The sequence below is a fragment of the Salipiger bermudensis genome, from assembly GCF_017309175.1.
GTDB lineage: Bacteria > Pseudomonadota > Alphaproteobacteria > Rhodobacterales > Rhodobacteraceae > Salipiger > Salipiger bermudensis.
Map to the genome: position 1 here is coordinate 94100 of NZ_JAEKJV010000006.1, position 25862 is coordinate 119961.

At 66.2% G+C, this 25862-nt stretch carries 26 protein-coding genes; 9 read left to right on the top strand and 17 right to left on the bottom strand.

All coding sequences use genetic code 11. The features are described 5' to 3' along the window. Positions 1–7: 7 nt before the first annotated feature. Both JF542_RS09835 and JF542_RS09840 read right to left on the bottom strand, forming a co-directional pair. Positions 8–874 carry a branched-chain amino acid ABC transporter permease gene (locus JF542_RS09835; RefSeq protein ID WP_007794938.1) on the bottom strand — a complete coding sequence of 289 codons (867 nt, stop codon included), beginning with the start codon at positions 872–874 and terminating at the stop codon, positions 8–10. Positions 875–897: 23 nt separating this feature from the next. Then, a complete protein-coding gene (locus tag JF542_RS09840; protein ID WP_007794941.1) occupies positions 898–2133 on the bottom strand; it encodes an urea ABC transporter substrate-binding protein in 1236 nt (411 codons plus the stop codon). Between the two features lie 347 nt (positions 2134–2480). On the opposite strand from JF542_RS09840, the gene JF542_RS09845 reads away from it, so the two are divergent. Next, positions 2481–4229, top strand: a complete 1749-nt coding sequence (locus tag JF542_RS09845) for a nitrilase-related carbon-nitrogen hydrolase (protein WP_207075713.1) — start codon at positions 2481–2483, stop codon at positions 4227–4229. A gap of 99 nt (positions 4230–4328) precedes the next feature. Continuing rightward, positions 4329–5756 (top strand): amidase, encoded by a 1428-nt coding sequence (locus tag JF542_RS09850; RefSeq protein WP_207075714.1) that lies wholly within the window; start codon positions 4329–4331, stop codon positions 5754–5756. An 87-nt stretch (positions 5757–5843) separates the two neighbouring features. Here JF542_RS09850 and clpB read toward each other — a convergent pair whose 3' ends face one another. Then, on the bottom strand, positions 5844–8459 hold the full coding sequence (gene clpB, locus JF542_RS09855) for an ATP-dependent chaperone ClpB (RefSeq protein WP_207075715.1): 2616 nt from the start codon (positions 8457–8459) through the stop codon (positions 5844–5846). 192 nt (positions 8460–8651) lie between these two features. Between clpB and JF542_RS09860 the strand changes: the two genes are divergently transcribed. Together JF542_RS09860 and pyrF are read left to right on the top strand one after the other, a co-directional pair. Further along, on the top strand, positions 8652–8975 hold the full coding sequence (locus JF542_RS09860) for a hypothetical protein (RefSeq protein WP_207075716.1): 324 nt from the start codon (positions 8652–8654) through the stop codon (positions 8973–8975). 52 nt (positions 8976–9027) lie between these two features. Continuing rightward, positions 9028–9735, top strand: a complete 708-nt coding sequence (pyrF, locus tag JF542_RS09865) for an orotidine-5'-phosphate decarboxylase (protein ID WP_207075717.1) — start codon at positions 9028–9030, stop codon at positions 9733–9735. Positions 9736–9780: 45 nt separating this feature from the next. Here pyrF and JF542_RS09870 read toward each other — a convergent pair whose 3' ends face one another. Together JF542_RS09870 and JF542_RS09875 are read right to left on the bottom strand one after the other, a co-directional pair. Further along, positions 9781–10047: an NfeD family protein gene (locus JF542_RS09870; protein ID WP_207075718.1), complete on the bottom strand. Its 267-nt coding sequence runs from the start codon at positions 10045–10047 to the stop codon at positions 9781–9783. Continuing rightward, positions 10044–10943 carry an SPFH domain-containing protein gene (locus JF542_RS09875; protein ID WP_207075719.1) on the bottom strand — a complete coding sequence of 300 codons (900 nt, stop codon included), beginning with the start codon at positions 10941–10943 and terminating at the stop codon, positions 10044–10046. The genes JF542_RS09870 and JF542_RS09875 overlap by 4 nt, the downstream gene beginning before the upstream one ends. Positions 10944–11064: 121 nt before the next feature. On the opposite strand from JF542_RS09875, the gene JF542_RS09880 reads away from it, so the two are divergent. Continuing rightward, positions 11065–11382 carry a hypothetical protein gene (locus JF542_RS09880; protein ID WP_207075720.1) on the top strand — a complete coding sequence of 106 codons (318 nt, stop codon included), beginning with the start codon at positions 11065–11067 and terminating at the stop codon, positions 11380–11382. Between the two features lie 5 nt (positions 11383–11387). Here JF542_RS09880 and JF542_RS09885 read toward each other — a convergent pair whose 3' ends face one another. Then, complete coding sequence (locus JF542_RS09885; protein WP_340689150.1) at positions 11388–11780, bottom strand: NUDIX hydrolase; 393 nt, start codon at positions 11778–11780, stop codon at positions 11388–11390. 67 nt (positions 11781–11847) lie between these two features. Between JF542_RS09885 and JF542_RS09890 the strand changes: the two genes are divergently transcribed. Beyond that, a complete protein-coding gene (locus JF542_RS09890) occupies positions 11848–13101 on the top strand; it encodes a DNA polymerase IV (protein WP_207075721.1) in 1254 nt (417 codons plus the stop codon). Positions 13102–13112: 11 nt separating this feature from the next. On the opposite strand, the gene JF542_RS09895 is transcribed toward JF542_RS09890, so the two are convergent. From JF542_RS09895 to JF542_RS09930, 8 genes are all read right to left on the bottom strand, one after another. Further along, complete coding sequence (locus JF542_RS09895) at positions 13113–13442, bottom strand: DUF3775 domain-containing protein (protein ID WP_007794976.1); 330 nt, start codon at positions 13440–13442, stop codon at positions 13113–13115. A gap of 149 nt (positions 13443–13591) precedes the next feature. Next, a complete protein-coding gene (locus JF542_RS09900; RefSeq protein WP_207075722.1) occupies positions 13592–14725 on the bottom strand; it encodes a DNA recombination protein RmuC in 1134 nt (377 codons plus the stop codon). Then, complete coding sequence (gene mutL, locus JF542_RS09905; RefSeq protein ID WP_207075723.1) at positions 14722–16608, bottom strand: DNA mismatch repair endonuclease MutL; 1887 nt, start codon at positions 16606–16608, stop codon at positions 14722–14724. Before mutL ends, JF542_RS09900 begins: the two co-directional genes overlap by 4 nt. A gap of 402 nt (positions 16609–17010) precedes the next feature. Continuing rightward, on the bottom strand, positions 17011–17922 hold the full coding sequence (locus JF542_RS09910; protein WP_207075724.1) for an ornithine cyclodeaminase family protein: 912 nt from the start codon (positions 17920–17922) through the stop codon (positions 17011–17013). Then, positions 17919–18539: an HAD family hydrolase gene (locus JF542_RS09915; RefSeq protein ID WP_207075725.1), complete on the bottom strand. Its 621-nt coding sequence runs from the start codon at positions 18537–18539 to the stop codon at positions 17919–17921. Before JF542_RS09915 ends, JF542_RS09910 begins: the two co-directional genes overlap by 4 nt. A gap of 4 nt (positions 18540–18543) precedes the next feature. Then, positions 18544–18996 (bottom strand): YaiI/YqxD family protein, encoded by a 453-nt coding sequence (locus tag JF542_RS09920; RefSeq protein WP_007794996.1) that lies wholly within the window; start codon positions 18994–18996, stop codon positions 18544–18546. Next, positions 18993–19919 carry an AEC family transporter gene (locus JF542_RS09925; protein WP_007795001.1) on the bottom strand — a complete coding sequence of 309 codons (927 nt, stop codon included), beginning with the start codon at positions 19917–19919 and terminating at the stop codon, positions 18993–18995. Before JF542_RS09925 ends, JF542_RS09920 begins: the two co-directional genes overlap by 4 nt. Positions 19920–19966: 47 nt before the next feature. Beyond that, positions 19967–20146, bottom strand: a complete 180-nt coding sequence (locus JF542_RS09930) for a zinc-finger domain-containing protein (RefSeq protein ID WP_007795004.1) — start codon at positions 20144–20146, stop codon at positions 19967–19969. Positions 20147–20221: 75 nt separating this feature from the next. Between JF542_RS09930 and JF542_RS09935 the strand changes: the two genes are divergently transcribed. Together JF542_RS09935 and JF542_RS09940 are read left to right on the top strand one after the other, a co-directional pair. After that, on the top strand, positions 20222–21148 hold the full coding sequence (locus tag JF542_RS09935) for an ABC transporter ATP-binding protein (RefSeq protein ID WP_007795007.1): 927 nt from the start codon (positions 20222–20224) through the stop codon (positions 21146–21148). Between the two features lie 142 nt (positions 21149–21290). Beyond that, the gene (locus JF542_RS09940; protein WP_207075726.1) at positions 21291–22301 is read left to right on the top strand and encodes a phosphatase PAP2 family protein; all 1011 of its coding nucleotides are present in this window, start codon (positions 21291–21293) and stop codon (positions 22299–22301) included. A 13-nt stretch (positions 22302–22314) separates the two neighbouring features. Here the strand turns inward: JF542_RS09940 and JF542_RS09945 are convergent, their stop codons facing one another. Then, positions 22315–22683, bottom strand: a complete 369-nt coding sequence (locus tag JF542_RS09945) for a histidine triad nucleotide-binding protein (protein ID WP_007795012.1) — start codon at positions 22681–22683, stop codon at positions 22315–22317. Positions 22684–22690: 7 nt separating this feature from the next. Next, positions 22691–24268 carry a DUF5928 domain-containing protein gene (locus JF542_RS09950; protein ID WP_207075727.1) on the bottom strand — a complete coding sequence of 526 codons (1578 nt, stop codon included), beginning with the start codon at positions 24266–24268 and terminating at the stop codon, positions 22691–22693. Positions 24269–24439: 171 nt separating this feature from the next. Here JF542_RS09950 and JF542_RS09955 point away from each other — a divergent pair, with 171 nt between their 5' ends. After that, positions 24440–25258, top strand: a complete 819-nt coding sequence (locus tag JF542_RS09955) for a sulfotransferase family protein (protein ID WP_207075728.1) — start codon at positions 24440–24442, stop codon at positions 25256–25258. A 6-nt stretch (positions 25259–25264) separates the two neighbouring features. Here JF542_RS09955 and JF542_RS09960 read toward each other — a convergent pair whose 3' ends face one another. Further along, positions 25265–25852 carry a DUF1285 domain-containing protein gene (locus JF542_RS09960; RefSeq protein ID WP_207075835.1) on the bottom strand — a complete coding sequence of 196 codons (588 nt, stop codon included), beginning with the start codon at positions 25850–25852 and terminating at the stop codon, positions 25265–25267. Positions 25853–25862 lie beyond the last annotated feature (10 nt).

Here is a 25862-nt window from a genome sequence, read left to right on the forward strand (position 1 = left end):
TGGTCCCTCAGAGCGATTTCTTGAAGATGCGGCCGGTGATGCCCTGCGGCAGCAGGCGCAACAGCACCAGCGCGGCGAGGAGCAGGGCGGCGTCGCCGTAGACCGGACCGGTGAGGAAGGTCATGCCCTGGCTGATCGAGCCCAGCAGCGTGGCGGCCGAAAGCGTGCCAGTGATGACCGAGGCACCGCCGGTGATCACGGTGATGAAGCTCTGGGCGATGAAATTCACGCCCATCGTCGGCACCACCCCGGTAAGCGGCGCCAGCAGCGCGCCGGCAAAGCCGGTGATCGCCGAGCCGATGCCGAAGGTCGCCATGTAGACCCAGCGGGTCGGGATCCCCAGCGCCTCGGACATGTCCGGGTTCTGCATCGTGGCACGGGCGATCAGCCCGGCCTTGGTGAATTTCAGCACCGCCCAGATCGCCAGCAGAAGCGCGATGGCGGCGAAGATCAGCACGAAGTTGTAGCGCGGCACCTGGTAGGCGCCGATGCTCATGCCGCCGAGCGGCGTCGCGACCCCGGTGACGGAGTTTCCGAAGATCATCGTCACCCCGCCGATCATCAGCATCGACAGCCCCCAGGTGGCCAGGAGGCTGTCGAGGATCCGGCCGTAGAGCCGCTGGATCACCAGCCGCTCCACGAGAACACCGAATATGCCCACCACGATGGGCGCAAGGACAAGCATGGCGATCCACTCGTTCACGCCGTGACCGGTGGAGATGACCACCGTGTATCCGCCCAGCATCAGGAATTCGCCATGGGCGAAGTTGATGATGCGCATCATGCCGAAGATGATCGCCAGTCCCGAGGCCAGCAACACCAGCCAGGCAACGGCGCGCACCATCTCCAGCGCGACAACGATTGTATAATCCATACGTGTCTCCTGCGCCCTTCGGATCAGAGGCTGATCTCGAAGTGCTGGTTCGAATCCGGGTTCTCGACCAGGTCACAGACCATCTGCGTGTCGGTCGGCGGGCTGTCAGGGAAGCTCTCCTTGATGTTGAAGACCTGGTCCTGCAGCTCGGCGATGTAGACGTCGCGGATGGCGTGCTGGGTCTTGGGATCGATCTTCACCTTGCCGGCCGGCAGGTCGTAGGCCTTGCCCGAGGTCAGCACTTCGAGCAGCGGATCGCGCTCGGTGGTGCCGGCTTCGCGCACCGCGTCGGCCCAGATCATCATGCCCTCGTAGGTGACTTCCGAGATCTCGGACATCACCCAGTCCTTGTCGGGATATTCCTGCGCCACGCGCTCGAGGAAGGCCTTGTTGGTCGGGTTGTCGATCTCTTCGAAATAGCCGAACGACGCGGTGATGCCGTTGCCCTCTTCGGCGGTCAGGATCAGCTGGTCCGAGCCGCCGGCGCCGAGCACCGTCGACATGACCGGGATCTCCGACTTCATGCCGGCCGCCGCCCACTGGCGATAGAAGCCGAGGTGCGAGGTTCCAACCAGCGCCGACAGAACGAAGTCGGGCGCCGCGCCCTGGATCTTCGAGATCGTGGAGCCGAACTGTGCCACGTCGAGCGGGAAGAACTCGGTCTCGATGACCTCGCCGCCGTTTTCCTCGACATAGCGCTTCACCCACGCGGCGGTGATGTGGCCGTAGTTGTAGTCGGCCGCGATGGTGTAGACCTTCTTGCCGTAGAGGTTCATGCCATAGGGGATCAGGCGCGCCACGGTCTGGGCCGGGGTGGTGCCGAGGGTGATCTCGTTGCGGTCGCAGACGCCGCCTTCGTACTGGGTGTTGTAGAAGTAGAAGGTGTCGTAGCGGTGGAAGATCGGGCGGATGGTCTCACGCGAGGCCGAAGTGATGCCGCCCATGACAACGTCGACCTGATCCCGCAGCGCCATCTGCGTGGCGTATTGCGAATAGAGCGACATGTTCGACTGCGGATCGTAGATCACCGCCTCGACCTCGCGGCCGAGCAGCCCGCCGGCCTCGTTGATCTCCTTGATCGCCATCTGGAAGACTTGGTTCATCGGAACGCCGACCGCGTCGAGCGCACCGGAGAGGTCGTGCAGGCCGCCCACCTTGATGGTGTCAGACTGGGCGCGGGCGATGATCGGGGACGCCAGCGTCGCAGCCGCCGCGGCGGTGCTGGTGTGAAGGAATTTCCGTCTGCTGAGGATGGTCATGGTCGGGTCCCTGTTGGTTTTTTGTACTCACCCGACCCTTTATCATTTTATTGAATTCGCAAATATCTCGATAGAGATCACCATGCGGGAAACATTTTTCGCTTAAATCTTCACCGGAAACCAAGGGAGTCTGATGAGGAACCAGACGCTTTCAGGCTAGAATCGGCGAATTTTAGCGTCGAACCAAGACATTCTCGTCGTGTAAGACCGGCATCCGGACAACCCGGGTCGCCTGAGGTCGAAGCCAATTCTCTTGATAATAAATATTTTCCATTTCAATAATAATGCAGAATCCGACCTGCCCAGCCGTATGGCAGGGCCCCGGCGAGACCCACACGGAGAGCCTCATGACCGCCCCCTTCAAAGCCGCCACGATCCAGTTCGAACCGACCATGTTCGAGAAGGAGCGCAACATCGCCACCCTGCTCGATATGTGCGAGGAGGCCGCCTCCGACGGCGCCAAGCTGATCGTGACACCGGAGATGGGGACCACCGGCTATTGCTGGTACGACCGAGCCGAGGTGGCTTCGGAGGTCGAGCCGATCCCCGGCCCGACCACCGCGCGCTTCCAGAAGATCGCCGCCGCGCATGACTGCTACATCGTCGTGGGCCTGCCCGAGATCGACCCTGTGACCGAGCTCTACTACAACAGCGCCGCTCTGATCGGCCCCGAGGGTGTGGTCGGCAAGCATCGCAAGTCGCACCCCTATATCGCCGAGCCCAAGTGGGCCGCCTCGGGCGACGTGGCGCACGAGGTCTTCGACACCAAGATCGGTCGCATCGCGATCCTGATCTGCATGGATCTGCATTTCTTCGAAACCGTGCGGCTCGAGACCCTCGCCGGGGCCGACGTGATCTGCCACATCTCGAACTGGCTGGCCGAGCGCACCCCGGCCCCCTACTGGATCACCCGCGCCTTCGAGAACGCCTGCTACGTGATCGAATCGAACCGCTGGGGACTCGAGCGCACCGTGCAGTTCTCGGGCGGAAGCTGCATCATCGGCCCCGACGGTCAGGTCGAGGCGCAGATCGACGGCGGCAATGGCATCGTCACCGGCACCATCGACCCTGCGCGCGCCCGCGAGCGCCTCGTGCTCGGCGAGCCGGTCTTCGACATGCGCCGGCCGGATCTCTACAAGACCCTCATGACCAACAGCTTCACGTGGAACCCGCTGGATTTCCACCGGCTCTACGGATACCAGCCGCTGCCCGAGGGCGGCGCTTCGATGCTTGCGGTCGCACAGTTTTCACCGGGCCCCGACAGCGCCGAAAACCTCGCCAAGATCGCCGACTTCGGCGCCGAGGCGAAGGCCGCCGGCGCAGCGCTTCTGGTTCTCCCCGAATTGGCGCTCACCGGCACGGATGATCCATCCGCGCGAGCCGAGCCCATCACCGGCGAGACCGTGGCGGCGTTCACACGCATCGCCATGCGCCAGCGCCTGCACATGGTGGCGGGCTTTGCCGAGCGCGACGGAGAGCACCTCTACAACACCGTCGTGCTGAGCGGCCCCGAGGGCCGCGTCGGAAGCTATCGCAAGATCCATCTCGGGCAGGCGGATCGCGGCTGGGCCAGCGCCGGCAGTGACTGGGCGGTGTTCGACCTGCCCTTCGGACGGTTGGGCCTGCTCACCGGTCACGATGCGCTGCTGCCCGAGGCGGCGCGCGTGCTGGCGCTCGAGGGCTGCGACGCGGTGGCCTGCCCGGCCGCGCTGCCGCCGGGTTTCACCGGCGCGCATGAGGGCACCAGCGTTCCGCACAACGCGCCCATCCCGAAAGGCGCCGATCCCTATCACTGGCACGCCTTCCGCGCCCGCAGCGGCGAGAACAACCTGCATCTCGTCTTCGCCAACGGTTGCGATCCCGAGGCGGGCAACGCCGGCCACAGCGGCATCTTCGGCACCGACACCTTCGCCTTCCCGCGCGACGAGAGCGCCATTCTCGACGACGAGGGCATGGCGCTTCTGGCCATCGACACCGGCAATCTCGACACGCCCTACCCGACCAGCACGGTGCGGCGGAAGGACCTGATCACAATGCGCCTGCCGCATCACTACGGTCCGCTGGTGATCGAAGGCAGTCAGCTCTCGGTGGATTGACCCCTGCCGGTCGGGCGTGGAACATCGCGCCCGACCGACGACGGGAACGTGCATGCCTTTCCGGATCGCCACCACCGCCCATCCGAAGAGGCCACGCCCATGACCACTCCGCTCCCCGCCACGCTCACCGATGCTGCCGCCACCGATCTCGCGGCGGCGCTTCGCAACAAGCAGATCTCGGCCCGCGACCTGATGCAGGCGGTGCTCGACCGCATCGACGCCACCAACCCCGCAATCAACGCCATCGTCACCCTGCGCCCCCGCGACACGCTGATCGCCGAGGCCGAGGCGATGGACGCCGATCCGCATCCCGGCCCGCTCGCCGGTCTGCCGATCGCGGTGAAGGATCTCGTGGCGACGAAAGGCATGCGCACCACCTATGGCTCGCCGGTCTTTTCAGATCATGTGCCCGCTGCGGACGATCTTGTCGCCGCACGGCTGCGCGCCGCCGGGGCCATCCTGATCGGCAAGACCAACACGCCGGAATGGGGCCACGGCTCGCACAGCTTCAACCCGATCTTCGGCGCCACCCGCAATCCCTATGACACCACGCGCACCGCCGGCGGCTCCTCGGGCGGCGCTGCGGCGGCGCTGGCGGCGCGGATGCTGCCACTGGCCGACGGCTCGGACATGATGGGATCGCTGCGCAATCCCGCCGCCTTCTGCAACGTCTACGGCTTCCGCCCGAGCTGGGGCCTCGTGCCTCCGGACGCGGGCGGTGACACCTTCCTGTCGACACTGGCCACCGAAGGTCCGATGGCGCGCAGCCCGCGCGACGTGGCCCTCCTGCTCTCGGCGCTTGCCGGACCGAACCCCGAGGTGCCGTTCGGGCGCGCATCGGAAGACTTTACCGCGCGCTTCGGCGCAGGGCTGAAAGGCAAGCGCATCGGCTGGCTCGCCGACTGGGGCGGCGCCTATGCCACCGAGCCCGGCATCCTCGAGACCGTGGAGGCGTCGCTGAAGGTCTTCGAAGCGCTCGGCGCCATCGTCGAGCCGGTGCAGGCCCGCTACCCGGCCGAAAAGCTCTGGTCGTCGTGGATCACCCTGCGCGCGGCGCTCAATGCTGGCGCCAAGCGCGATCTCGCCGCCGATCCGGCCAAGCGCGCGCTCACCAAGCCCGAGTCGCTGTGGGAGATCGAACAGGGTCAGGGGCTGAGCGCCGAGGCCGTCTACGAGGCCAGCAAGACACGCTCGCTCTGGTATCGCCGCGCCGCGCGGCTGTTCGAAACCTACGACGCGCTCGCCCTGCCCAGCGCGCAGGTCTGGCCTTTCCCGGCGGACTGGCGCTGGCCCGAGGAGATCGCGGACCGCAAGATGGACACCTATCACCGCTGGATGGAGATCGTGGTGCCGGTGAGCCTTGCCGGGCTGCCCTGCCTCGGAATGCCCGCCGGGTTCTCGCAATCGGGCCTGCCGATGGGGATGCAGCTCTTCGGCCCTACCGGCAGCGATGCGGCGCTGCTGGCGATGGGCGACGCCTACCATCAGGCGACCGACTGGCCGAACGCCTGCCCGCCCGCGCTCTGAGGTCTCGCGCGCCTCATCTGCGGCCACACCACACGAAAAAGGCCCGCCGGATGGCGGGCCTTTTGCATGTTTCACCTGATCAGAGGATCAGTGCACAACGGCGTCGTCCGGACGCGGCCGGTTCGAGGCCCCGACGCGCTCGCCGATCAGCAAACCGTCGCTGCCGGCCGTCACCGGCACGAGATCGCCGTCGTGGATCTCGCCGCCGAGGATCAGCTCGGCCAGCGGATCCTGCAGCGCGCGCTGGATCACCCGCTTGAGCGGGCGCGCGCCGAAGACCGGATCGTAGCCTTCCTCGGCCATCCACTTCTTGGCGCCCTCGTCGAGCTGCAGCGTGATCTTCCGGCTGGCCAGCCGCTTGAGCAGCCGCGCCATCTGGATATCCACGATGCCGTCCATGTCCTCGCGCTTGAGCCGGTCGAAGATGATCGTCTCGTCGAGCCGGTTGAGGAACTCGGGGCGGAAATGCGCCCGCACCGCGTCCATCACGTCGCGCTTGGCTTGGGCGCTGTCGGCCCCCTCGGGCAGTTGCGACAGCGCCTGCGAGCCGAGGTTCGAGGTCAGCACGATCAGCGTCTGCTTGAAGTCCACGGTGCGGCCCTGACCGTCGGTCAGAACGCCGTCGTCAAGCACCTGCAGCAGCACGTTGAACACGTCCGGATGCGCCTTCTCGACCTCGTCGAACAGCACCACCTGGTAGGGGCGCCGGCGCACGGCCTCGGTCAGCACGCCGCCCTCGTCATAGCCGACATAGCCCGGAGGCGCACCGATCAAACGGGCCACGGAGTGCTTCTCCATGAACTCCGACATGTCGATCCGCACCATGGCGTTGTCGTCGTCGAACAGGAACTCGGCCACCGCCTTGGTGAGCTCGGTCTTGCCGACGCCGGTCGGCCCGAGGAACAGGAACGAGCCAAGCGGACGGTTCTCGTCGTTGAGACCGGCCCGGGCCCGCCGCACCGCGTTCGCCACCGCGCGCACCGCCTGGTTCTGGCCGACGACCCGGTTGTGCAGGCCGTCTTCCATGCGCAGTAGCTTCTCGCGCTCGCCCTCGAGCATCTTCGAGGTCGGGATGCCGGTCCAGCGCTCCACCACCTCGGCGATCTGCTCGGGGCGCACGGCCTCTTCGACCATGATGTCGCCCTCGGCCTCCTCGGCCTCGGAGAGCTTCTTCTCGAGCTCGGGGATGCGCCCGTATTGCAGCTCCCCAGCCTTGGCGAAGTTGCCCTCGCGCTTGGCGATCTCGAGATCGGCGCGCATCCGGTCGAGCTGTTCCTTGACGTCGCGGGCCGAGGCCAGCTTGTCACGCTCGGCCTGCCACTGCGCCGTCATCTCTGCGGAGCGCTCTTCCTGATCGGCCAGCTCGCGCTCGAGCGTCTCGAGACGATCCTTCGAAGCGGCATCGTCCTCGAGCTTGAGCGCCTCGACCTCAATCTGCATCTGCAGGATCGTGCGGTCGAGCTGGTCGAGCTCCTCGGGCTTGCTGTCGACCTCCATCCGCAGCCGCGAGGCGGCCTCGTCCATCAGGTCGATGGCCTTGTCCGGCAGGAAGCGGTCGGTGATGTAGCGATGCGACAGCGTCGCCGCCGCCACCAGCGCCGAGTCCGAGATCCGGACACCGTGGTGCAGCTCGTACTTCTCCTTGATGCCGCGCAGGATCGAGATCGTGTCCTCGACGGTCGGCTCCTGCACCAGCACCGGCTGGAAACGCCGGGCCAGCGCCGGATCCTTCTCGACATGCTTGCGGTACTCGTCGAGCGTGGTCGCGCCGACGCAGTGCAGCTCGCCGCGCGCCAGCGCCGGCTTGAGCAGGTTCGAGGCGTCCATCGCGCCATCGGCCTTGCCCGCGCCCACCAGCGTGTGCATCTCGTCGATGAACAGGATGATCTCGCCTGCGGCGCTCTCGATCTCCTTCAGGATGGCCTTCAGACGCTCCTCGAACTCGCCGCGATACTTGGCACCGGCGATGAGCGCGCCCATGTCGAGCGCCAGAAGCCGCTTGTTGCGCAGGCTCTCGGGCACGTCGCCATTGATGATGCGCAGCGCGAGACCCTCGGCGATGGCGGTCTTGCCGACGCCGGGTTCCCCGATCAGCACCGGGTTGTTCTTGGTACGGCGCGACAGCACCTGCATCGAGCGGCGGATCTCGTCATCGCGGCCGATGATCGGGTCGATCTTGCCCTGCTCGGCGGCCTCGGTGAGATCGCGGGCGTATTTCTTCAGCGCGTCATAGCCCTCTTCGGCATTGGCGCTGTCAGCGGTGCGGCCCTTGCGGATGTCGTTGATCGCCTCGTTGAGGGTCTGCGGCGTCACGCCGCCGGCCTCCAGCGCCTGCTTGGCACCGGATTTCTCGATGCCCAGTGCCATCAGGATGCGCTCGACCGGCACGAAGCTGTCGCCGGCCTTCTTGGCGATCTTCTCGGCCTCGTCGAGCACCTTGCCGGTGGCCGGGTCGAGATAGACCTGGCCGGCATCGCCGCCGACCTTCGGGATCTTCGACAGTTTCTGCTCGAGCGTTTCGACCACACGGGCCGGCTGGCCGCCGGCGCGGGTGATGAGGTTGGACGCGAGCCCCTGCTCGTCATCCATCAGCGCTTTCAGCAGATGTTCTGGCGCGAGCCGCTGGTGGCTTTCGCGCATTGCGATGGTCTGTGCGGCCTGAATGAACCCACGCGACCGCTCCGTGAACTTCTCCAAGTTCATGGTGTCTCTCCTTCCAATAAGCGCCCGTTGGGAATTCGCCGCGCCCGACTGGGCGGCACGCGGCAGGATCGGGCCTCGCTAAGAAAATGGTCGCACAGAGCGGAGGCTTCAAGATCCGTGATCACAAAAATGAGCCTGCAACGGAATCGTCATCTTTTGCTGCGAGGAGTCTCCGAAGCTGGAGGCTGAACGATGCATATCAAGAAAATCGCGTTTGACGGGTTCGACACACAAGAGCCCGGCGGGCTGACACGGGGAAGCGTGTCGCTGATCGCGGCGAATGGAAGGATCGAGGTGGCGCTTGTCGCGCCGCCGCGGGTCTCTCCGTGGAAACGCGCCTTCGAGCGGCGGCTGTTGCGCCGCGCCCTCGCGGTGGTGCTGCGGCTGCCGGAATACCGCGAGGGGCGCGAGGAGCTGTGGTTCGACGCCGAGACGGTGGCGCGGATGCGGCTCGCCCCCGGCCCCACCGAGCGCGCGACGCGGTTATCTGCGCACGCCCGCCGAGCGCAGGCTTGACGCAGGCCCGGGCGCACCGCAAGAGGGGCCGACCCTAGAGACGGAGGCCCCCATGTCCGATCCCCGCACCGATGACCGCCTGATCGTCGCACTCGATGTGCCGAACGCGCTGCAGGCGTTGCAACTGACCGATCGCATCGGCGATGCGGTGTCGTTCTACAAGATCGGCCTCGGCATGCTGACGGGCGGCGGGCTGGCGCTCGCCAACGAGCTCAAGCAGGAACACGGCAAGCGCATCTTCCTCGACATGAAGCTCTTCGACATCGGCCAGACGGTCGAGAACGCGGTGCGCGGGCTGGCCCAGTTCGATCTCGACTTCCTCACCGTGCATGGCGATCCGCACGTGGTGCGCGCCGCCAAGGAAGGCGCCTCGGGCAAGGACACCAAGATCCTCGCCGTCACCATCCTGACCTCGCTCGATCGCGGCGATCTCGATGACGGCATGATGCGGGCCGGCGACATCGCCGAAATGGTGGTCGAGCGCGCCGCCCGCGCACTCGAGGCCGGGGCCGACGGCGTCATTGCCTCGCCCAACGAGGCCGCCGCGATCCGCGCCCTGCCGCAAGCCGAGGGCCGGCTGATCGTGACGCCGGGTGTGCGCCCCGCAGGCGCCGCCGACGATGACCAGAAGCGCATCGCGACCCCCGCCAACGCGATCTCGGCCGGCGCCGACCACATCGTCGTCGGTCGCCCAGTCTGGCGGGCCGACAGCCCGCGCGACGCGGCGCTGGCGATCCAGAGCGAGCTCGCCGCCCTGTAAACGTATGGCAAACGAATGGCGTGCGCCTCTGACGGGGCGCTCCCCTCAATCCTCGTTGATGTCGCGATCCCAGAGCTTGATCTGCCCCTTGCGCACGCCCACGACCTGCCGCAGCACCAGCCACGCAATCAGCGAGACCACGGCGAAGATCAGCAGCAGCCAGACCCAGGCAATCGCATAGCCTGCCAGCAGCCAGAGGCCGACCACGGCGGCCCCGATTGCAAAGCCGAGAAAGATGAAGCCCGGCGCCAGCACCTCGAGCACCAGCAGCAGCACCGCCGCCGCCATCCAGACCCACCAGAGATAGATCATGCGCGCGTGCCCTTGAGCAGGCCGAAGGCATCGCGGAACACGTCGACCGCATCCGCCGGCAGCACGATGGTCTGCTTGCCCTCGCCCTGCCCCAGCGCGGTCAGCGCCTCGACCTGCTTCAGCGCCACCTGGTACTGTGCCGCCGACAGGCCGTGCTCGGCGATGGCCTGCGCCACCACCTGCGTGGCATAGGCCTCGGCATCGGCGGCGATGCGGCGCGCCTTGGCAACCTGCTCGGCAGCGTAGAGCTCGGCATCCGCCGACAGCTCGACCGCGCGTTTCTTGCCCTCGGCCTCGGTGACCTGCGCCCGGCGGGCGCGCTCGGCATTGAGCTGTTGCAGCATGGCGTCGCGGGTGGCCTGGTCGAGATTCACGTCGAGGATCTCGGCCCGGGTCACCTCGATGCCCCAGTTGTCCACCGCGTCCTCGACATTGCCCTTGATGGTCGAGATCAGCGCCGCCCGGTTCGACTGCACCTCGTCAAGCTCCATCTTGCCGATCTCGGCCCGGACGATCCCGGCCACCGTGGTGGCAATGGCGCCATCCACGTCGCGGATGCGGTAAACGGTCTTTTCGGGCTCGAGGATGCGGTAGAACACCGAGGTCTCAACCTCCACAAGAACGTTATCGGCCGTGATGGCGTCCTGGCTGGCATTGGGCAGCTGACGCTCGAGGATCGACACCTTGTGGCGCACCCGGTCGAGAAACGGCACGATGACGTTGATGCCCGGCCCGAGCACGGCACGCAGGCGCCCGAAGCGCTCAACCACGTGTTTTTCCGACTGCGGCACGATGCGCACGCCCAGCAGGACGCAAAGGATGATGAAGCCCGCGAGCAGCAGCACCACGAGATTGCCGCCGAGCAGGAAATCGAGGAGAAAGTCTTCTACGGTCATGGGTTCCGACCTCACGAAATGCCTGCGCACTATGGCGCGCGGGCCGCCGGGGCGAAAGCCCTTTCGGGAACCGTGCCCCGTGCATCGCGTTTCATTGCCGTAACAGGCAGGAGACACTCCGATGACACAGAGCCAAGCTCAGATCGGCAATCTGACCTATAATGCCGCCGATGAATGCTACGAGGCGCTGGTGACCTTCCACACGGATGAAGGCCGTATCCGCGTCGCATGTACCCATAGCGCCCCGCTCGATGCCGATCCGGTCGACGTGGAACGCGCGCTGATTTCCGACGCGCTGATCGGGCAGGACAGCCCCAACCGCTTGCGCGCCCGGCTCAAGCCGCGCCTCGCGGAGCGCCCGCGCCCCGCGTCCGAACCCAAGACCCCGCTGCATGGCGCAGTCGACTGGTTGCGCCGGATTGGTGGCCGCGCGGCCTGAGCGCCTCAGCCCCGCTCGGTGAGGTAGGCGTTCAGCAACTCCCGGAAGTGCGGAATGCCGTCCTCGCGCGCGACGTATTCTTCGGGCGGCATCATCCACCATCCGTGCCCCTCGCCGCCAAAGCGCACCTCCGAGACCAGCGCGCCCGGCAAATGCGCCACGAAGAACCAGCTTGCCCCATGCTGGCGTGACCAGACGATCTGATCTTCGGTCACGTCCAGCCCGACCTCTTCGAAGGTCTCGCGCAGGGCGCATTGCTCCGGCGTCTCTTCGCCCTCGCGCCCGCCGCCCGGGAAGTCGAGATAACCCGGCCACGGGATCTCGGGCTTTTCATCGCGCCGGATCACCAGCAGCTCCTCGCCGAGGAACAGCATCAGTTTCGCACCTGCAAAGCGCACGCGATGGCCCCCGCGATGGTTACGTCCTATAGTCCCCAGATAACCACTCGGCTGCGATTGACCACCCATGCCTGCGCTTTGTCGTGACTGTCTCACGGAATTCGAGAGCGACCCCCGCTGCCCCGCCTGCGGGCGGCCGAGGATCGTGCACCATGACGAACTGCGCAACCTCTCCATCGCGCACATGGATTGCGACGCCTTCTATGCCAGCGTCGAGAAACGCGAAAACCCCGAGCTTGCCGACAAGCCGGTGATCATCGGCGGCGGCAAGCGCGGCGTCGTCTCGACCGCCTGCTACGTCGCCCGCATCCGAGGCGTACGGTCGGCCATGCCGATGTTCAAGGCGCTCGATCTCTGCCCCGACGCGGTGGTGCTGAAGCCGCGCATGGCGCTTTATGCCGAAGTCTCGCGTCAGATCCGCGGCTTCATGGAAGAGCTGACCCCGGCGATCGAGCCGCTGTCGCTCGACGAGGCGTTTCTCGATCTGACCGGCACCGAGCGCCTGCATGGCGCGCCGCCGGCGGTGATGCTGGCGCGGCTGGTGAAACGGATGAAGGACGAGCTGGGCGTGACCGGCTCTGTCGGGCTGAGCCACAACAAGTTCCTCGCCAAGATCGCCTCGGATCTCGACAAGCCGCATGGTTTCTCGGTGATCGGCAAGGCTGAAACTCAGGCGTTTCTCCGGCCAAGGCCGGTGCGGATGATCTGGGGCGTGGGACAGGCCGGTCAGGATGCGCTGGAGCGCTCGGGCATCCGCACCTTCGAGGACCTGCTGCGCTGGGATCGCGAGGGGCTGATGGTGCGCTTTGGCAGCATGGGCGAGCGGCTCTGGCATCTGGCCCGCGGCGAGGATCATCGCCGCGTCACCCGCAATGCGCCGGTGAAGTCGATCTCGAACGAGACCACATTTCACGAGAACACCAAGGACCCGGACATCCTCGACGGCCACCTCTGGCGCATGAGCGAGAAGGTCGCCGACCGCGCCAAGGCGAAGGGTCTGGCGGGGCGCGTGGTGGTGCTGAAGGTGAAGCGGGCGGATTTCAAGCTGATCACCCGGCGCCACGCGCTTGGCGATGCGACGCAGATGGCCGACCGCATCTACCGCACTGCGCGCGCCATGTTTGACCAGTTGGGCGCGGGCGTGTCCTATCGCCTGCTCGGCACTGGAATTTCAGAGCTTGTGCCGGCGGAGCAGGCCGACCGGCTGGGCGACCTGCTCGACCCGCAGGCCGAGAAGCGCGCCAGCGCCGAGCGCGCGACGGATGCGATCCGCGCGCGCTTCGGCAACGAGGCGATCGTGAAGGGGCGCTCGCTGCGCTGACGGATCGAACCTCAGGCGCCGCGGCGCATCAGCTCGTCTTCCTCGTCCTGGGCGTCAAAGCCCAGCGCCTCGAGCCCGGCCTCGAGATGGTCGGCCACGTGTGGCGTGCCGATCAGGTAATCGGCGGTCGGTGTGCTGGCCTCGGCCATCGCCGTTCCATAGGCCTCAGCCCATTCATCGGCGTCAAACGCATCGCGACCGATCCACATGATCGCGACCAGCGCGGCCTGCTCTTCCTCGGTCATCTGCTCGATGACGCCGCGCATCTCACCCTCGCCGCGATCCATCTCGCGGGCCAGAAGGATGACATGGGCGACCTTCCTGACACTGATCTCTTCCATTTCCCCGTCTCCTTTCACTGGCAGACAGACTGAGGCAAAGCCCCGCCCCCGTCCTTGATCCTGCGCAAGGTTACGAGAGCCGCACCCATCTGGCAAAGACTGTCGATGGGGGGACCGGCAATCCCATTGCCCGGGTGGAGAGAGCCGGGTCAGGAGTTCTGCGGCATCGGCACGACCTTCTCGCCGCGCCCGTCCTCGAAATCGAAATTGTCGAGGCGCCGCGCCCGCTGGCCGGCCTTGTCGGCACTGATGCGGATCTCGGCCACGTCGCGGGCGGCCTGCGAGAAGTGCCGGTCGAGATTCTCGACCCTTGTGCCGAGCCGTTCGACATCGGCATTGAGCAGCGCGAGCTCGCGCCGGATCGCCCCGGCTTGCTCACGCATCCGGGCATCCTTGAGCACCGCCCGAAGGGTGTTGAGCGTTGCCATGCAGGTCGTTGGCGAGACGATCCAGACCCGCAGGTTAAACCCCTCGCGCACCACCTCGGGGAAATGCGCGTGCAGCTCGGCATATACCGCCTCGGAGGGCAGGAACATCAGCGCCGAATCCGCCGTCTCGCCCTCGATGATGTAGCGTCCGGCGATGTCGCGCAGGTGCTTGCGCACCGCGAGGCGGAAGGCCTGCGCGGCGCGGGTGCGGCTGTCGCCCTTCTCGGCGCGCTGCAGCTGCTCGTAGGATTCGAGCGGAAACTTGGCGTCGATGACGATCGGCCCGGGCGGCTCGGGCATGTTGATCAGGCAATCTGCCCGGCGCCCGTTCGAGAGCGTGGCCTGCAGCGTGTAGCTGTCGGTCGGCAGCGCCTTCGAGACGATGTCGTTAAGCTGGATCTCGCCAAACGCGCCGCGGGTCTGCTTGTTCGACAGGATGTCCTGAAGCGACAGCACGTCGCCCGATAGCCGGGTGATGTTTTCCTGCGCCCGGTCGATGACCTTGAGCCGCTCCTGCAACTCGCCGAGGCTGTGGGCGGTGCGCCGCGCGGTGCCATGCAGGCTCTCGGACATGTGGCCCTGTACCTCCGCGAGCCGGCGCTCGACCAGCTCGAGCATCGCGGTCTGGCTCTGCAGCTGCGCCTCGGTGACATGGTGCAGCCCGCCGGCGAGCCGCTCCTGCCCCTCGCCAAGCGCCTGCACCCGCTGGCCAAGCTGGGACAGCGGGTGCGCCAGCCTCGCGGCGCGGTTGGCGGCGCGGATCACCACGACGATCATCACGAGAAACAGCAGTGCCACCGCGGCGGCGGCCCAGAGCCGCGGATCCTCGAGCATCAGGGAAAGCGGGTCGGTCATGTGCGCCCAAACAGCCGCTCGATATCCGACAGCTTCAGCTCCACATAGGTGGGACGACCGTGGTTGCACTGGCCGGAATGCGGCGTCGCCTCCATCTCGCGCAGCAGCGCATTCATCTCCTCGGCGCGCATCCGGCGGCCCGAGCGGATCGAGCCGTGGCAGGCGACGCGGCTGAGGATGGCCTCGATCTTCTCCTGCACCAACTGGCTGGAGCCGAAATCGGCGATCTCGTCGAGGATGTCGGTAAGCAGCGCCTTGGCGTTGACCTCGCCAAGGATCGCCGGCGTCTCGCGCACCGCGACGGCACTGCCGCCGAAGGCCTCGATGGTCAGCCCCATGCGCGACAGATCATCGGCGATGGAGAGAAGACGCGAGAGATCGTCGGCGGAAAGCTCGACGATCTCGGGGATCAGCAGCGCCTGCGCGGCAACGCCACGCTCGGCCATCTGGTGCTTGAGCTTTTCATAGACCAGCCGCTCATGCGCGGCGTGCTGGTCGACGATGACGATGCCGTCGCCGGTCTGGGCGATGATGTAGTTCTCGTGCACCTGCCCACGCGCGGCACCGAGCGGCAGCGTCTCGTCGGATCCTTGCGGGCTTTCCTCGACCGGATCGACCCGGCCCGAGAAGCTGCCGGCGAACTCGGCAAAGCCCGTCTCGGCGGGGCGCGGCGCTTGGGCCTCAAAAGGCTGGTAGGGCGCCGCCGGCGTCATCGGCGCCTGCGCCCGGTAGGCGGAGCTCAGCGCGCCCTGCGAGGGGCGGTCCATCTGGTAGACCCGCGGCGGACCCGACGGCTCGGGCCGCATCGCGCCCAGCGTCGCCCCGGCCACGGTGGTCGAGGCACGGTGCCCGGCTTCGGCCAGCGCATGACGCAGCGCCGAGACGATCAGCCCGCGCACCAGCCCCGGCTCGCGGAAGCGGACCTCGGATTTCGCCGGGTGCACGTTCACGTCGACCTTGTGCGGATCGCAATCGACAAACAACGCCACCGCCGGGTGCCGCTCGCGGCTGAGATAGTCGGCATAGGCCCCGCGCAGGGCGCCGAGCAGCAGCCTGTCCTGCACCGGACGGCCGTTGACGAAGAGATGCTGCGCCACCGAGGAGCCGCGCGAATAGGTCGGCAGCGCCGCGAGCCCGGTGAGGCGAAAGCCCTCGCGCTCGGCATCGATGTTGAGCGCGTTGTCGGTGAACTCTCCGCCCATGACCTGCGCCAGCCGCCCGCGCAGCGCATCGAACAGATCGCCCGAGCACGGATCGGCGCGGAAGGTGGTGCGGTCCTTGCCCTCGCTCACGTCGCGCAGGGTGAAGCCCACCGAGGGCTCGGCCATGGCAAGGCGCTTGATGACCTCGGAGATCGCCTGCATCTCGGCCCGGTCCGAGCGCAGGAACTTGAGCCGCGCGGGCGTGGCAAAGAACAGGTCGCGCAGGGTCACGACGGTACCGCCGTTGAGCGCGCAGGGCTTCACCGCCGCCATCTGGCCGCCGGCGACGGCGATCTCGGCCGCCTCCTCGCCGCTGGCGCGGCTCTGGATGGTCAGCCGCCCGACCGCGCCCAGCGAGGGCAGCGCCTCGCCGCGGAAGCCGAAGCTGTGGATGTTGAGCAGGTCGGAGCCGTCGATCTTCGAGGTGGCGTGGCGCGACAGCGCCAGCGGCAGCTCGTCGGCGCTCATGCCGCAGCCATCGTCGGTGACCCGGATCAGCGTCTTGCCACCATCGGCCAGCTCGATGGTGACGCGGCGCGCCCCGGCGTCGATGGCGTTCTCGACCAGTTCCTTGACCGCCGAGGCGGGGCGTTCGACGACCTCGCCAGCCGCGATCCGGTTGATGGCGGAATCGTCCAGTTGTCGGATGATCGGGCGCATATTGGGGCTGAACGTGTTCATTCTACCAAACCTAGCAGGCACACCGCGATTCTGAAACGGGAAAGGCCAGACCTACCGGGTTTCGCCACCACATGGAACCAAAGTCCTAATTGGCGAGTTTGAGACATATTATTACCTTGAGCGCCGAACCTTTTTCATTTCGTTGCGCACTTACTGACAGCGACGTTCAGCCCGATGCGAGGGCCTCGGCGCCAAAAACCCGGTAGAGACCCGCGACCAGACCAAGGAAAAACGCCATGCCCGTGAATCGCTTCACCTACGAGACCATCGCCAAGATCTACGGCGAGAGCTTTGCCAGCCTCTGGTTCCGCCCCGTCTCGGCGGTCTTCAAGGAAACCAACTGAGCCTCAGCCGACTGCGAGAGGCCGGGGCCCGCTTCGCGGACCCCGAGAGCCTTGGGCGCTATGTCGCCAGCCAGCGCGCGTGCACATAGCGGCTTGTCATCAGATCGAGATGCGCCCCGCCGCCGTTCTTGAAGAGCGTGATCTCATCGTCGCTCTCGCGCCGCATCGCGTCCATGGCATAATAATCCGCCAACACCTGCTCGCGGCGGATCGCGCCGCTCTCGAGCGGGATCTTCAGCTCGCCGATGTGACCGAGCGTGGTGTCGCAGCTGTCGACGAAGACCCGCGCGCGCTGCAGCGCCGCGTCATCGGCCTCGCGCATGTCGGGTCGATAGGCCCCGATCAGGTCGAGATGCTGGCCCGGCTGCAGCCAGTCGCCCCGGATCAGCGGTTCGGTCGACATGGTGGCAGAGGTGACGATATCGGCCTCGCCCACCGCCGTCTCGAGATCGCGCGCCACGCCGATGCCAAGCTCCTCGGCCATCGCCTCGGCCTTGGCGATCGTCCGGTTCCAGACCTTGAATCTGGCCCCAGGGAAGCCCGCGCTATAGGCCTCGAACAGCGAGTGCCCGACATGGCCGGCGCCGACGATCAGGATCTCCTTCGAGTCGGGCCGCGCCAGCCGCAACGCGCCCAAGAGGCTGTCGCCGGCGGTCTTCCACTTGGTGATCAGGTGAAAATCCACCACCGCCTCGAGCAGTCCGGTGTCATCGGCATAGAGCGATACCCCGCCATTCACCGCGCCAAGGCCCCGCGTCTGGTTCCCGGGAAAGATCGTGGCGGATTTCACCGCCAGCCCCAGCCCGTCGATCCAGGCCGCCCGGTTCAGGAGCGTGTCGTCACCGCGATAGAGGAAGCTGTCGGCGATCTCGGCCTTGGGGCGCTGGTGGCCCTCGACAAAGGCCTCGGTCAGGCCAAGCCAGTCGAGCTTGGCCTCGGCCTCGTAGGGGATGAATGCGGGGGTGGTCATGTGTCGTCTCCTTCGCTCAGCAGCCCGTGTGCGCGCAGGCACGCGGCCCAGCCCTCGGGCCCCTCGAAAAGATGCGTCTGCCAGCCGCGCGCGGCGGCGGCGGCGATGTTGTCGGCTCGGTCGTCGGTGAAGAGCAGCGTCTCGGGGGCCAGCCCGCAATCCGCCTCGACCATCTCGTAAATCCGCGGGTCGGGCTTCGTCACCCCCATGAGACCCGACACGTAGCGCCGGTCGAAGTCCTTCAGCACCGGGTAGGCCGCCTCGGCAAGCGCCATGGTGGCCTCGCCGATATTGCTCAGTGCAAAGACCGGAACACCATTGCGGCGCAACTCCCGCAGCGTCTCGCCGCTCTCGGGGATCTCCGGCGCGGCCAGTTCCGGCCAGCGATCGTGCCAGTGGCGGATCTGCTCGGCCCAGCGGGGATGGGCTGCGGCAGTGTCGTAGACCACGGCGCGGAAGTCCTCGCCCGCGTCGATACGTTCGTTCATGCCATGCAGGTCGACCTCGGCGAACATCTCGCGCCGCCGCGCCTCGCCGATCAGGGCGTCGTAATGGAGCTCGGGCTGCCAGCGCAACAGCACGTTGCCGATATCGAAGATCACCGCCTGGATCGCCATGGGCCTAGCCTTTCGCCTGCCGGATCTCGCGCTCCAGCGCGTTGAGAAAGCGCGAGCGGTCGGCCTTGGTGAACCCCTTGCCGCCGCCCCCCTGGTTCAGCGGGTTGGCGGCGCGCAGATCGGCCATCAGGTCGCGCATCGCCAGTTGCTGGCCGATATTGGCCTCGGTGAAGCGCTCGCCATTGTGGCGCAGAACCGCCGCGCCGGCGGCGATGCATTTCGAGGCCAGCGGGATGTCTCCGGTCACCACCACGTCGCCCGGCCCGCAGCGCTCTGCGATCCACATGTCGGCCACGTCCGGCCCCTCGGGCACGATCACCGTCTCCACCAGCGGGTTCTGCGAGGGCCGGAGCCCGCCATTCGAGACCACGAACATGCGGATCTTGTGGCGGGTGGCAACGCGCTCGGCCTCGGCCTTTACCGGGCAGGCGTCGGCGTCGATATACAGCGCGCTCACGGGTTCACCAGCGCGATCACCGTGCTCACGGTGAGGATGCTGAACGCGGTCGAGATCAGGATCGCCGCCGAGACCCGCTGCGGCGCGATGCCGTAATGCTGTGCCAGCATGTAGACATTGCCCGCCACCGGAAGCGCCGCCGTGGCCACCGCCACCGCCGCCTGGAAGGGCGGCACCGGGAACAGCAGGTAGACCCCGCCGGCCACGAAGAGCGGATGCAGCACCAGCTTGGCAAAGCTCAGCCAGCCCGACACCGCCAGCCGCTCGGCGGATTTCGACGCCAGCGAGGCGCCGATGGCAAAGAGTGCGCAAGGCGTCGCGGCATTGCCGAGCAGGGTGACGAACTCGTCCACCACCGTGGGCAGCGACTGCCCGGAGGAGGACACGGCGAGCCCCGCAACGATCGACACGATCATCGGGTTCTTCACCAGCCCGGCGCCGATGGTGGCGAAGATCCCCAGCGACATCCTGCCCTCGCGCGCCACGGTCACCAGGATCACCAGCAGCGAGGCGAAAACGATCAGGTCGATGCTCAGCATGAGGATGATCGGCGCCACCGCCGCCTCGCCAAGCAGCAGGGCCAGCATGGGCAGACCGAGAAAGCCGGTATTGCCGATACTGGCGGTCTGCGCCTCGATGGCGGCGGTCTGCAGGTCCTGCCGGCGCAGGAACGCCACGCCGGTGGCCACCAGATAGACCGCCAGCGTGCCCGCGAGATAGGCCGCCGCGAGCCTTGCATCGAAGATCGCCGAGATCGACAGCGAGGCCGAGAAGCGGAACAGCATCGCCGAGAGGGCGAAGTAGAACACGAACTTGGTCAGCGCTGCCGTCGCCGCCTCGGGGAAGAAGCGGATGCGCGCGGCGCCGTAGCCCAGCCCGATCAGGGCAAAGAACGGAACGGTCTTGAGAAAGATGGCGAGCATGTCACCCCGTCAGATTCGGCGGGTGTCTGCCGCCCGGTTGGCTTGGCTCAGACCTTGCCTTCGAAATCGCGATGCACGTATTTCGCGTCGCAATAGGGGCATTCCACAAAGCCCTCTTCGGGCGGGATCATCAGCCAGACACGCGGGTGGCCCAGCGCCCCCTCACCGCCGTCACAGGCGATGCGGTGGCTGTCGACGATCTTGATTTCCGGGGCTTCGGTCGCCATCGCTGCGGTTTCCTTTTCGTCACACCTGCACTAACTGCGTTATGGGCGAAGACCAGAACAGGAGCAAGGCTCGGCATGAGTGGAGACGCGATCCGCATCGAGGCGCTGCGCAAGACATACGCAGGCGGCAAGGAGGCCCTCAAGGGCGTCGATCTCACGGTGCCCACGGGCTCGATCTTCGGCCTGCTCGGCCCCAACGGGGCGGGCAAGTCGACGCTGATCAACATCCTCGCCGGTCTGGTGCTGAAGAGCTCGGGCAAGGTGTCGATCTGGGGCTGGGACCAGGACCGCAACCCGCGCCAGAGCCGCGCCTCGATCGGGGTGATGCCGCAGGAACTCAACCTCGACCCGTTCTTCACCCCGCGCGACGCGCTCGAGGTGCAGGCCGGGCTCTACGGCGTGGCCAAGCGCGACCGCCGCAGCGACGAGATCCTCGAGATGGTGGGGCTCACGGACAAGGCCGAGGCCTATGCCCGCACGCTCTCGGGCGGCATGCGCCGGAGGCTGCTGCTCGGCAAGGCGCTGGTGCACCATCCGCGCATCCTCGTGCTCGACGAGCCCACCGCAGGCGTCGATATCGAGCTGCGCCAGATGCTGTGGCAGAACGTGCGCCGCCTGAACCGCGAGCGCGGCATGACGATCATCCTCACCACCCACTACCTCGAGGAGGCCGAGGAGATGTGCGACGAGATCGCCATCATCAACCAGGGTTCGGTGGTGGCGCGCGACAGCACCGCCAACCTGCTCGGCCAGATCGATGCCAAGACCATGGTGATCCAGCCCGACAGTATGCCCGAAACCCTCCCCGAAGCCCCCGGCATCACCGCCGAGCGCCGCGAGGGCGGGCTCATCGCCCTGAGCTACCGCGCCACCGACACCACCGCCGAGGACGTGCTCGAGCTGGTGCGCAACGCCGGTATCCGGATCCAGGACGTCCGCACCGAGCAGGCCGATCTCGAGGACGTGTTCCTCGAACTGACCCGCTCGCGTCCCGCCGCCTGAGGGGGGCTGCCGCGTGACAATGCGCGGCACGGCCTTCCGGTCTGACATGAAATCGCCCTGAATCCGGCGCCTGACAAGCGTTGCCGGGTCATATTCGCGCCGCACTAGCCGGGTCGTTTGCGGGTTGAAGACGCCATTAACCATGAGCGCCCCCATGTCGACCGTCACGCCATTCCTGCGCCGCAATGCCCTTGCGCTGTTCGTCCTTGCCTATGCGTCCAGCGCCGCGGTGCTGCATCCCGGCGTCTTCATGGACATCTTCCCGATGTATGTCCGCAAGCTGGTGGTCTTGAGCCCGCTCATCGGCTTCCTCGCGCTGCTCTCGGTCATGATCGCCCGCTACCGGAGCGAAGGAGCGCTGTGCCCCCTGCTGGCGCAAGCTGCGCTTAAGGTGTTCTGGCCGGCCCTGTTCATGTGTCTGGGCTTTTCGGCCTTCACGACGTTCAAGCTGGCGATCCCGGGCGTCGTGCCATTCTATCTTGATCCGGTGCTCGCCGATCTCGATGCGATGCTGCACGGGGCGCAGCCCGGGCTGGTGCTGCACAAGCTGTTGCCGGAAGTGCTGGAATGGCCGCTCACGCTTGTCTACGGGCCGCTCTGGGCGGTGGTCTGGGTGGGCGGCTTCTTCGCGGTTGCCGTCTATGGCGACCGGCAGCTGCGGCGCCGCTATTGGTGGACCTGCGCCCTGAGCCTGTTCGGTCTCGGGACTGTTCTGGCCACGGCGCTGAGTTCGGTCGGCCCAATCTACTACGAGGCCGTCTACGGCGATCCGCGCTATTCCGATCTGACGGCGGCGATCTTTGCCAGCGGCCCGGGCGGACAGGTGAAGGGCGTAAGCACCTATCTGTGGACCACCTACACCACCGGCAGCAACAGCTTCGGCACGGGCATCTCGGCGATGCCGAGCATGCATGTCGCGGTGGCCACCGTGCAGACGCTCGCGGCGTTCTCGGTCTCGCGGATCCTAGGTGCAGTGCTCGGCTGCTTTGCGCTCTGCATCCAGTTCGGCTCGGTCTATCTTGGCTGGCACTATGCGCTGGACGGCTATGTCTCGGCGCTCTTCGTAGCGTGCGTCTGGTGTGCGGTCAGCGCGCTGCAGACGCGGCGCAAGGCAGCCGGAGCGATGGTGGAGCCAGACGGCCTGGCCGCCTGACTCCCGGGCAGGGTCACCCCTTTTCCAGCATCCGGCCGAGGCCACGGCCGCCGAGGATGTGCACGTGGAGGTGCGGCACCTCCTGCACCCCGTGCTCTCCAGCGTTCGAGATCATCCGGAATCCGTCGGCCTCGACCCCCTTCATCTCGCAGACCTTGGCAATGGCGCGGGTGTAGTCGACGATCTCCGCATCCGAGGCGTTGGAGGCGAAATCGTCGTAGTTCACGTAGGCGCCCCGGGGGATCACCAGCACGTGGATTGGCGCCTGCGGGCGGATGTCGTTGAACGCAAGGCTGTGCTCGGTCTCGAGCACCGTGTCGTTGGGGATCTCGCCCCGCAGGATCTTGGCGAAGATGTTCTCGGTGTCGTAGGTGTAGGCCATTCTATCCTCAATCGGCGAACAGGTGATCGGTATTGGCAAGCTCGCGGGCGATGTCTTCGGGCAAGCTCAGGAAGGCCGCGAGCGCGCGCGCGTTGACGTCGGGCGGATCGATCTCGCGGATCCTCAGGTGATTGTCGAACTGCGCGTCGCGAATGCGGTCGCTCTCGTGCACCATGTCGTTGCGGATCGTCGGCAGCAAGCGGTTCAGCGTCTCCTTCGGCGTACGCTCGCCGGCCAGCCCGACCCGCATCGCGTGCCCGCCGAGATAGGCATCCGTGAACTGGCACTCGATCTCGAGCAGCCGCGAAACCGAGCGGTCGCGGCAGAAATCCTCCAGCAGGTCGAGATTCTGCGGATCGAGGCAGATCACCAGCCGTTCGGTGTCGTAATACTCGAACAGCATCCGCATCAGCGCCCGCCGGTGGCGGTGGCGCTTGCTCATGCTCGACTGGATGCCGCCAAGATCTGGCAGATCGCAGCCGGCTTCGTTGAACAGATACTCGATGCAGGGAATGTTGGTAAGCGCACGGATGCGCGCGGTCAGGCGCTTGGCCACGTGCCACTTCTTGCACAACACGATGAGCAGCTCGCGCTCGCGCCCGAGCGAGCTTTCGGCCTCCCAGAACCGCGGCGCGAAGCGGCGTCCGATACGTCCCTTGCCGGTCAGGAAGCGGAACAGCGACTGGCCCTCGTTGGAGATCTGGAACCGTACCCCTTCCGAGGCGTAGAGCACGCCTAGCCGACGCTTCAGCTCGCGCGCCTCGGGGCTGATCTTGCGGGCGAAGAGAAAATCCTGCGCCAGCAGCAGATCGTAGTGGTCGTTGTAGAACACCACCGGCATGCCGTAATCGGTGAACATCAGGAAGGTCAGCGCGCGGCTCTCGATCTCGTGCTCGGGCACGAGGTGACGTACCAGCGTCTGGAAGAAGGTCTCGTCCGGGATCCAGGTGGTGCGGAAGAAGCGCAGCACGTCGGGCCGCGTGCGGCAGAACTCGAGGATCCATTCCACCGTGCGGCGGCGCAGGCACCACCATTGCGAGCCGATCATCACTTCGAGATCCCCCGGGATCTCGCGCGTCATCCCGAGCCGCTTCTGCAGGTTGAACATCGCGTAAAAGCGTTTCTTCTGGGTGCGTTCGTTGAACCAGTGGCGGTAGATCAGCCGCTCTTCCTTCCAGCCGGTCTTGATCCAGTCGGAATGGAAATAATCGAAGCTTTCGATGTAATCGGCATCGCGCTGGTCGAGAAAGGCATGAGCATATTCCGCCGATTTGATCGCCATGCAATCGCCCGAGAGCATGTAGAAATGCGAGGCGCGCGGAAACGCCTCCACCGCGGTCTCGACCGCGTTCAAGGTCGCCTGAACGAGGCTCCATTCGCCCCAGCCGCATTTCACCCGCCGCTTCGCGAAGGCCACGTTGGGGTTGTCGGCGAGCGCCTTGCGGATTTTGTCATAGGCGCCCTTCGGGGCGCGGGCGTCGAAATGGATCGCCATGTAATCGCCCACGGCGGTCAGGCTCTGCGCCTGCTTGATGACGGCGTCAGGATCCTTGTGACACAGGAGGATGAAGGCAATCTTTGCCATTCAGGAAACCGTCTGCCCTAATTTTGCCCACTCCATTCCGTTGATAGAGACGAACGGGCGTTGAAGAAACCGGGTTTGTCTGATTTTTTGCGATATCAGGCGCATAACAATTAATCACGCGCCGTCAGGACAAGAGGCGCCGGGCAGGCGCATTTTCGGGAGACAGGGAAAATGGGGTTTCCGGGCACGTGGATGACCGAGAGCGAGAGCATGGTGTACCGGGTGGTGCCGAAATGCGCCTGCTCGACGATTGGCCAGATCATGTACTACTCCGATCACGGCGTGTTCTATGACGGCGACATTCATGATGCGCAGCAGGGCCTGCACAAATGGGCCCGCGACGACAGCCAGCCGATCATCAAGGCCAATGTGAAGACCCGCGCCTCCTATGCCTTCACCTGCGTGCGCAACCCCTACACCCGCGTGCTGTCGAGCTTCTTCGACAAGATCTGCGGCATCCAACGCAACGGCAAGCGCTACCGTGGCAACCTCGTACCGCTGCTGATCCAGAAATACGGCATCGAGGTTGGCGGCGACGATGGCAAGGACGAGTTCGACCAGATCCGCAGCTTCCGCCGCTTCCTGCTCTTCGTGCGCGACACCATCCGCTGGCGCCGCCCGATGGAGCCCGACATCCACTGGTCGGCGATCTCGGGGCATGTCTCGACCTTCATCTTCAACGGCGGGCGCTACAACAAGATCTTCTGGACCGAGCAATTCAACGACGGCATGCAGGACGTGCTCGACCATATCCAGACGCCGCACGCGGTCGATCTTTCCAGCATCCCCCGCTTCAACGAATCCGAGGGCCACGGGCCGAAGCGGCTGCACCCGGTCGAGGATTATTTCGACGACCTGTCGATGCATCTGATCTACGAGATCTACAAACGCGACTTCGAGCTCTTCAAATACGATTTCGACAACCCGGCCAACAAGATGCCCATCGGCGAGATCGACCTCGACGAGGTGCACGCCAAGCTTGGCGACTAGGCGCGCTCAGCCCAGCGCGTCGGTCGGGGCGATGGGAAAGAACTCTCCCGACGACCATACGCCGAACCAGCCTTCGCCATCGATTTCGCGCTCGGCACCCAGTTCGACCAGCCGGTAAAAGCTCTTGCGGTCGATCAGCGCCTCGAGATTGGCCCGCACGAGAACGTAGGGCGACGGCTCGCCGCCTTCGGGGTCGATGGCGACACGGATCGGGTGATCAGGGCCCGCGACGGCCTCGTCCCCCACGTGGGTGTGGAAGGTCAGCACCTGCGCCTCGCCCTGGCCCGAGACCTCGAAATCGGTGGCGACGAAGGGCGCAACCTCGACGGTGATTCCCACCTTCTCGACCGGGGTGACGAGCACGTAATCGTCGCCATCCTTGCGCAGGATCGACGAGAACAGCTTGACCATCGCGAGCCGCTTGATCGGCGAGCCGAGGTAATACCACGTCCCGTCACGGGCGATGCGCATGTCGATATCGCCCAGAAAGGGCGGGTTCCATTTGTGCACGGGGGGCAAACCACGCTCCTTTATGGCGCGCGCGGAGGCAGCCAGCCCGTCTGCAGATGGTGTCACGGAATTTTGTGCCGTCATTGCTTTTGCC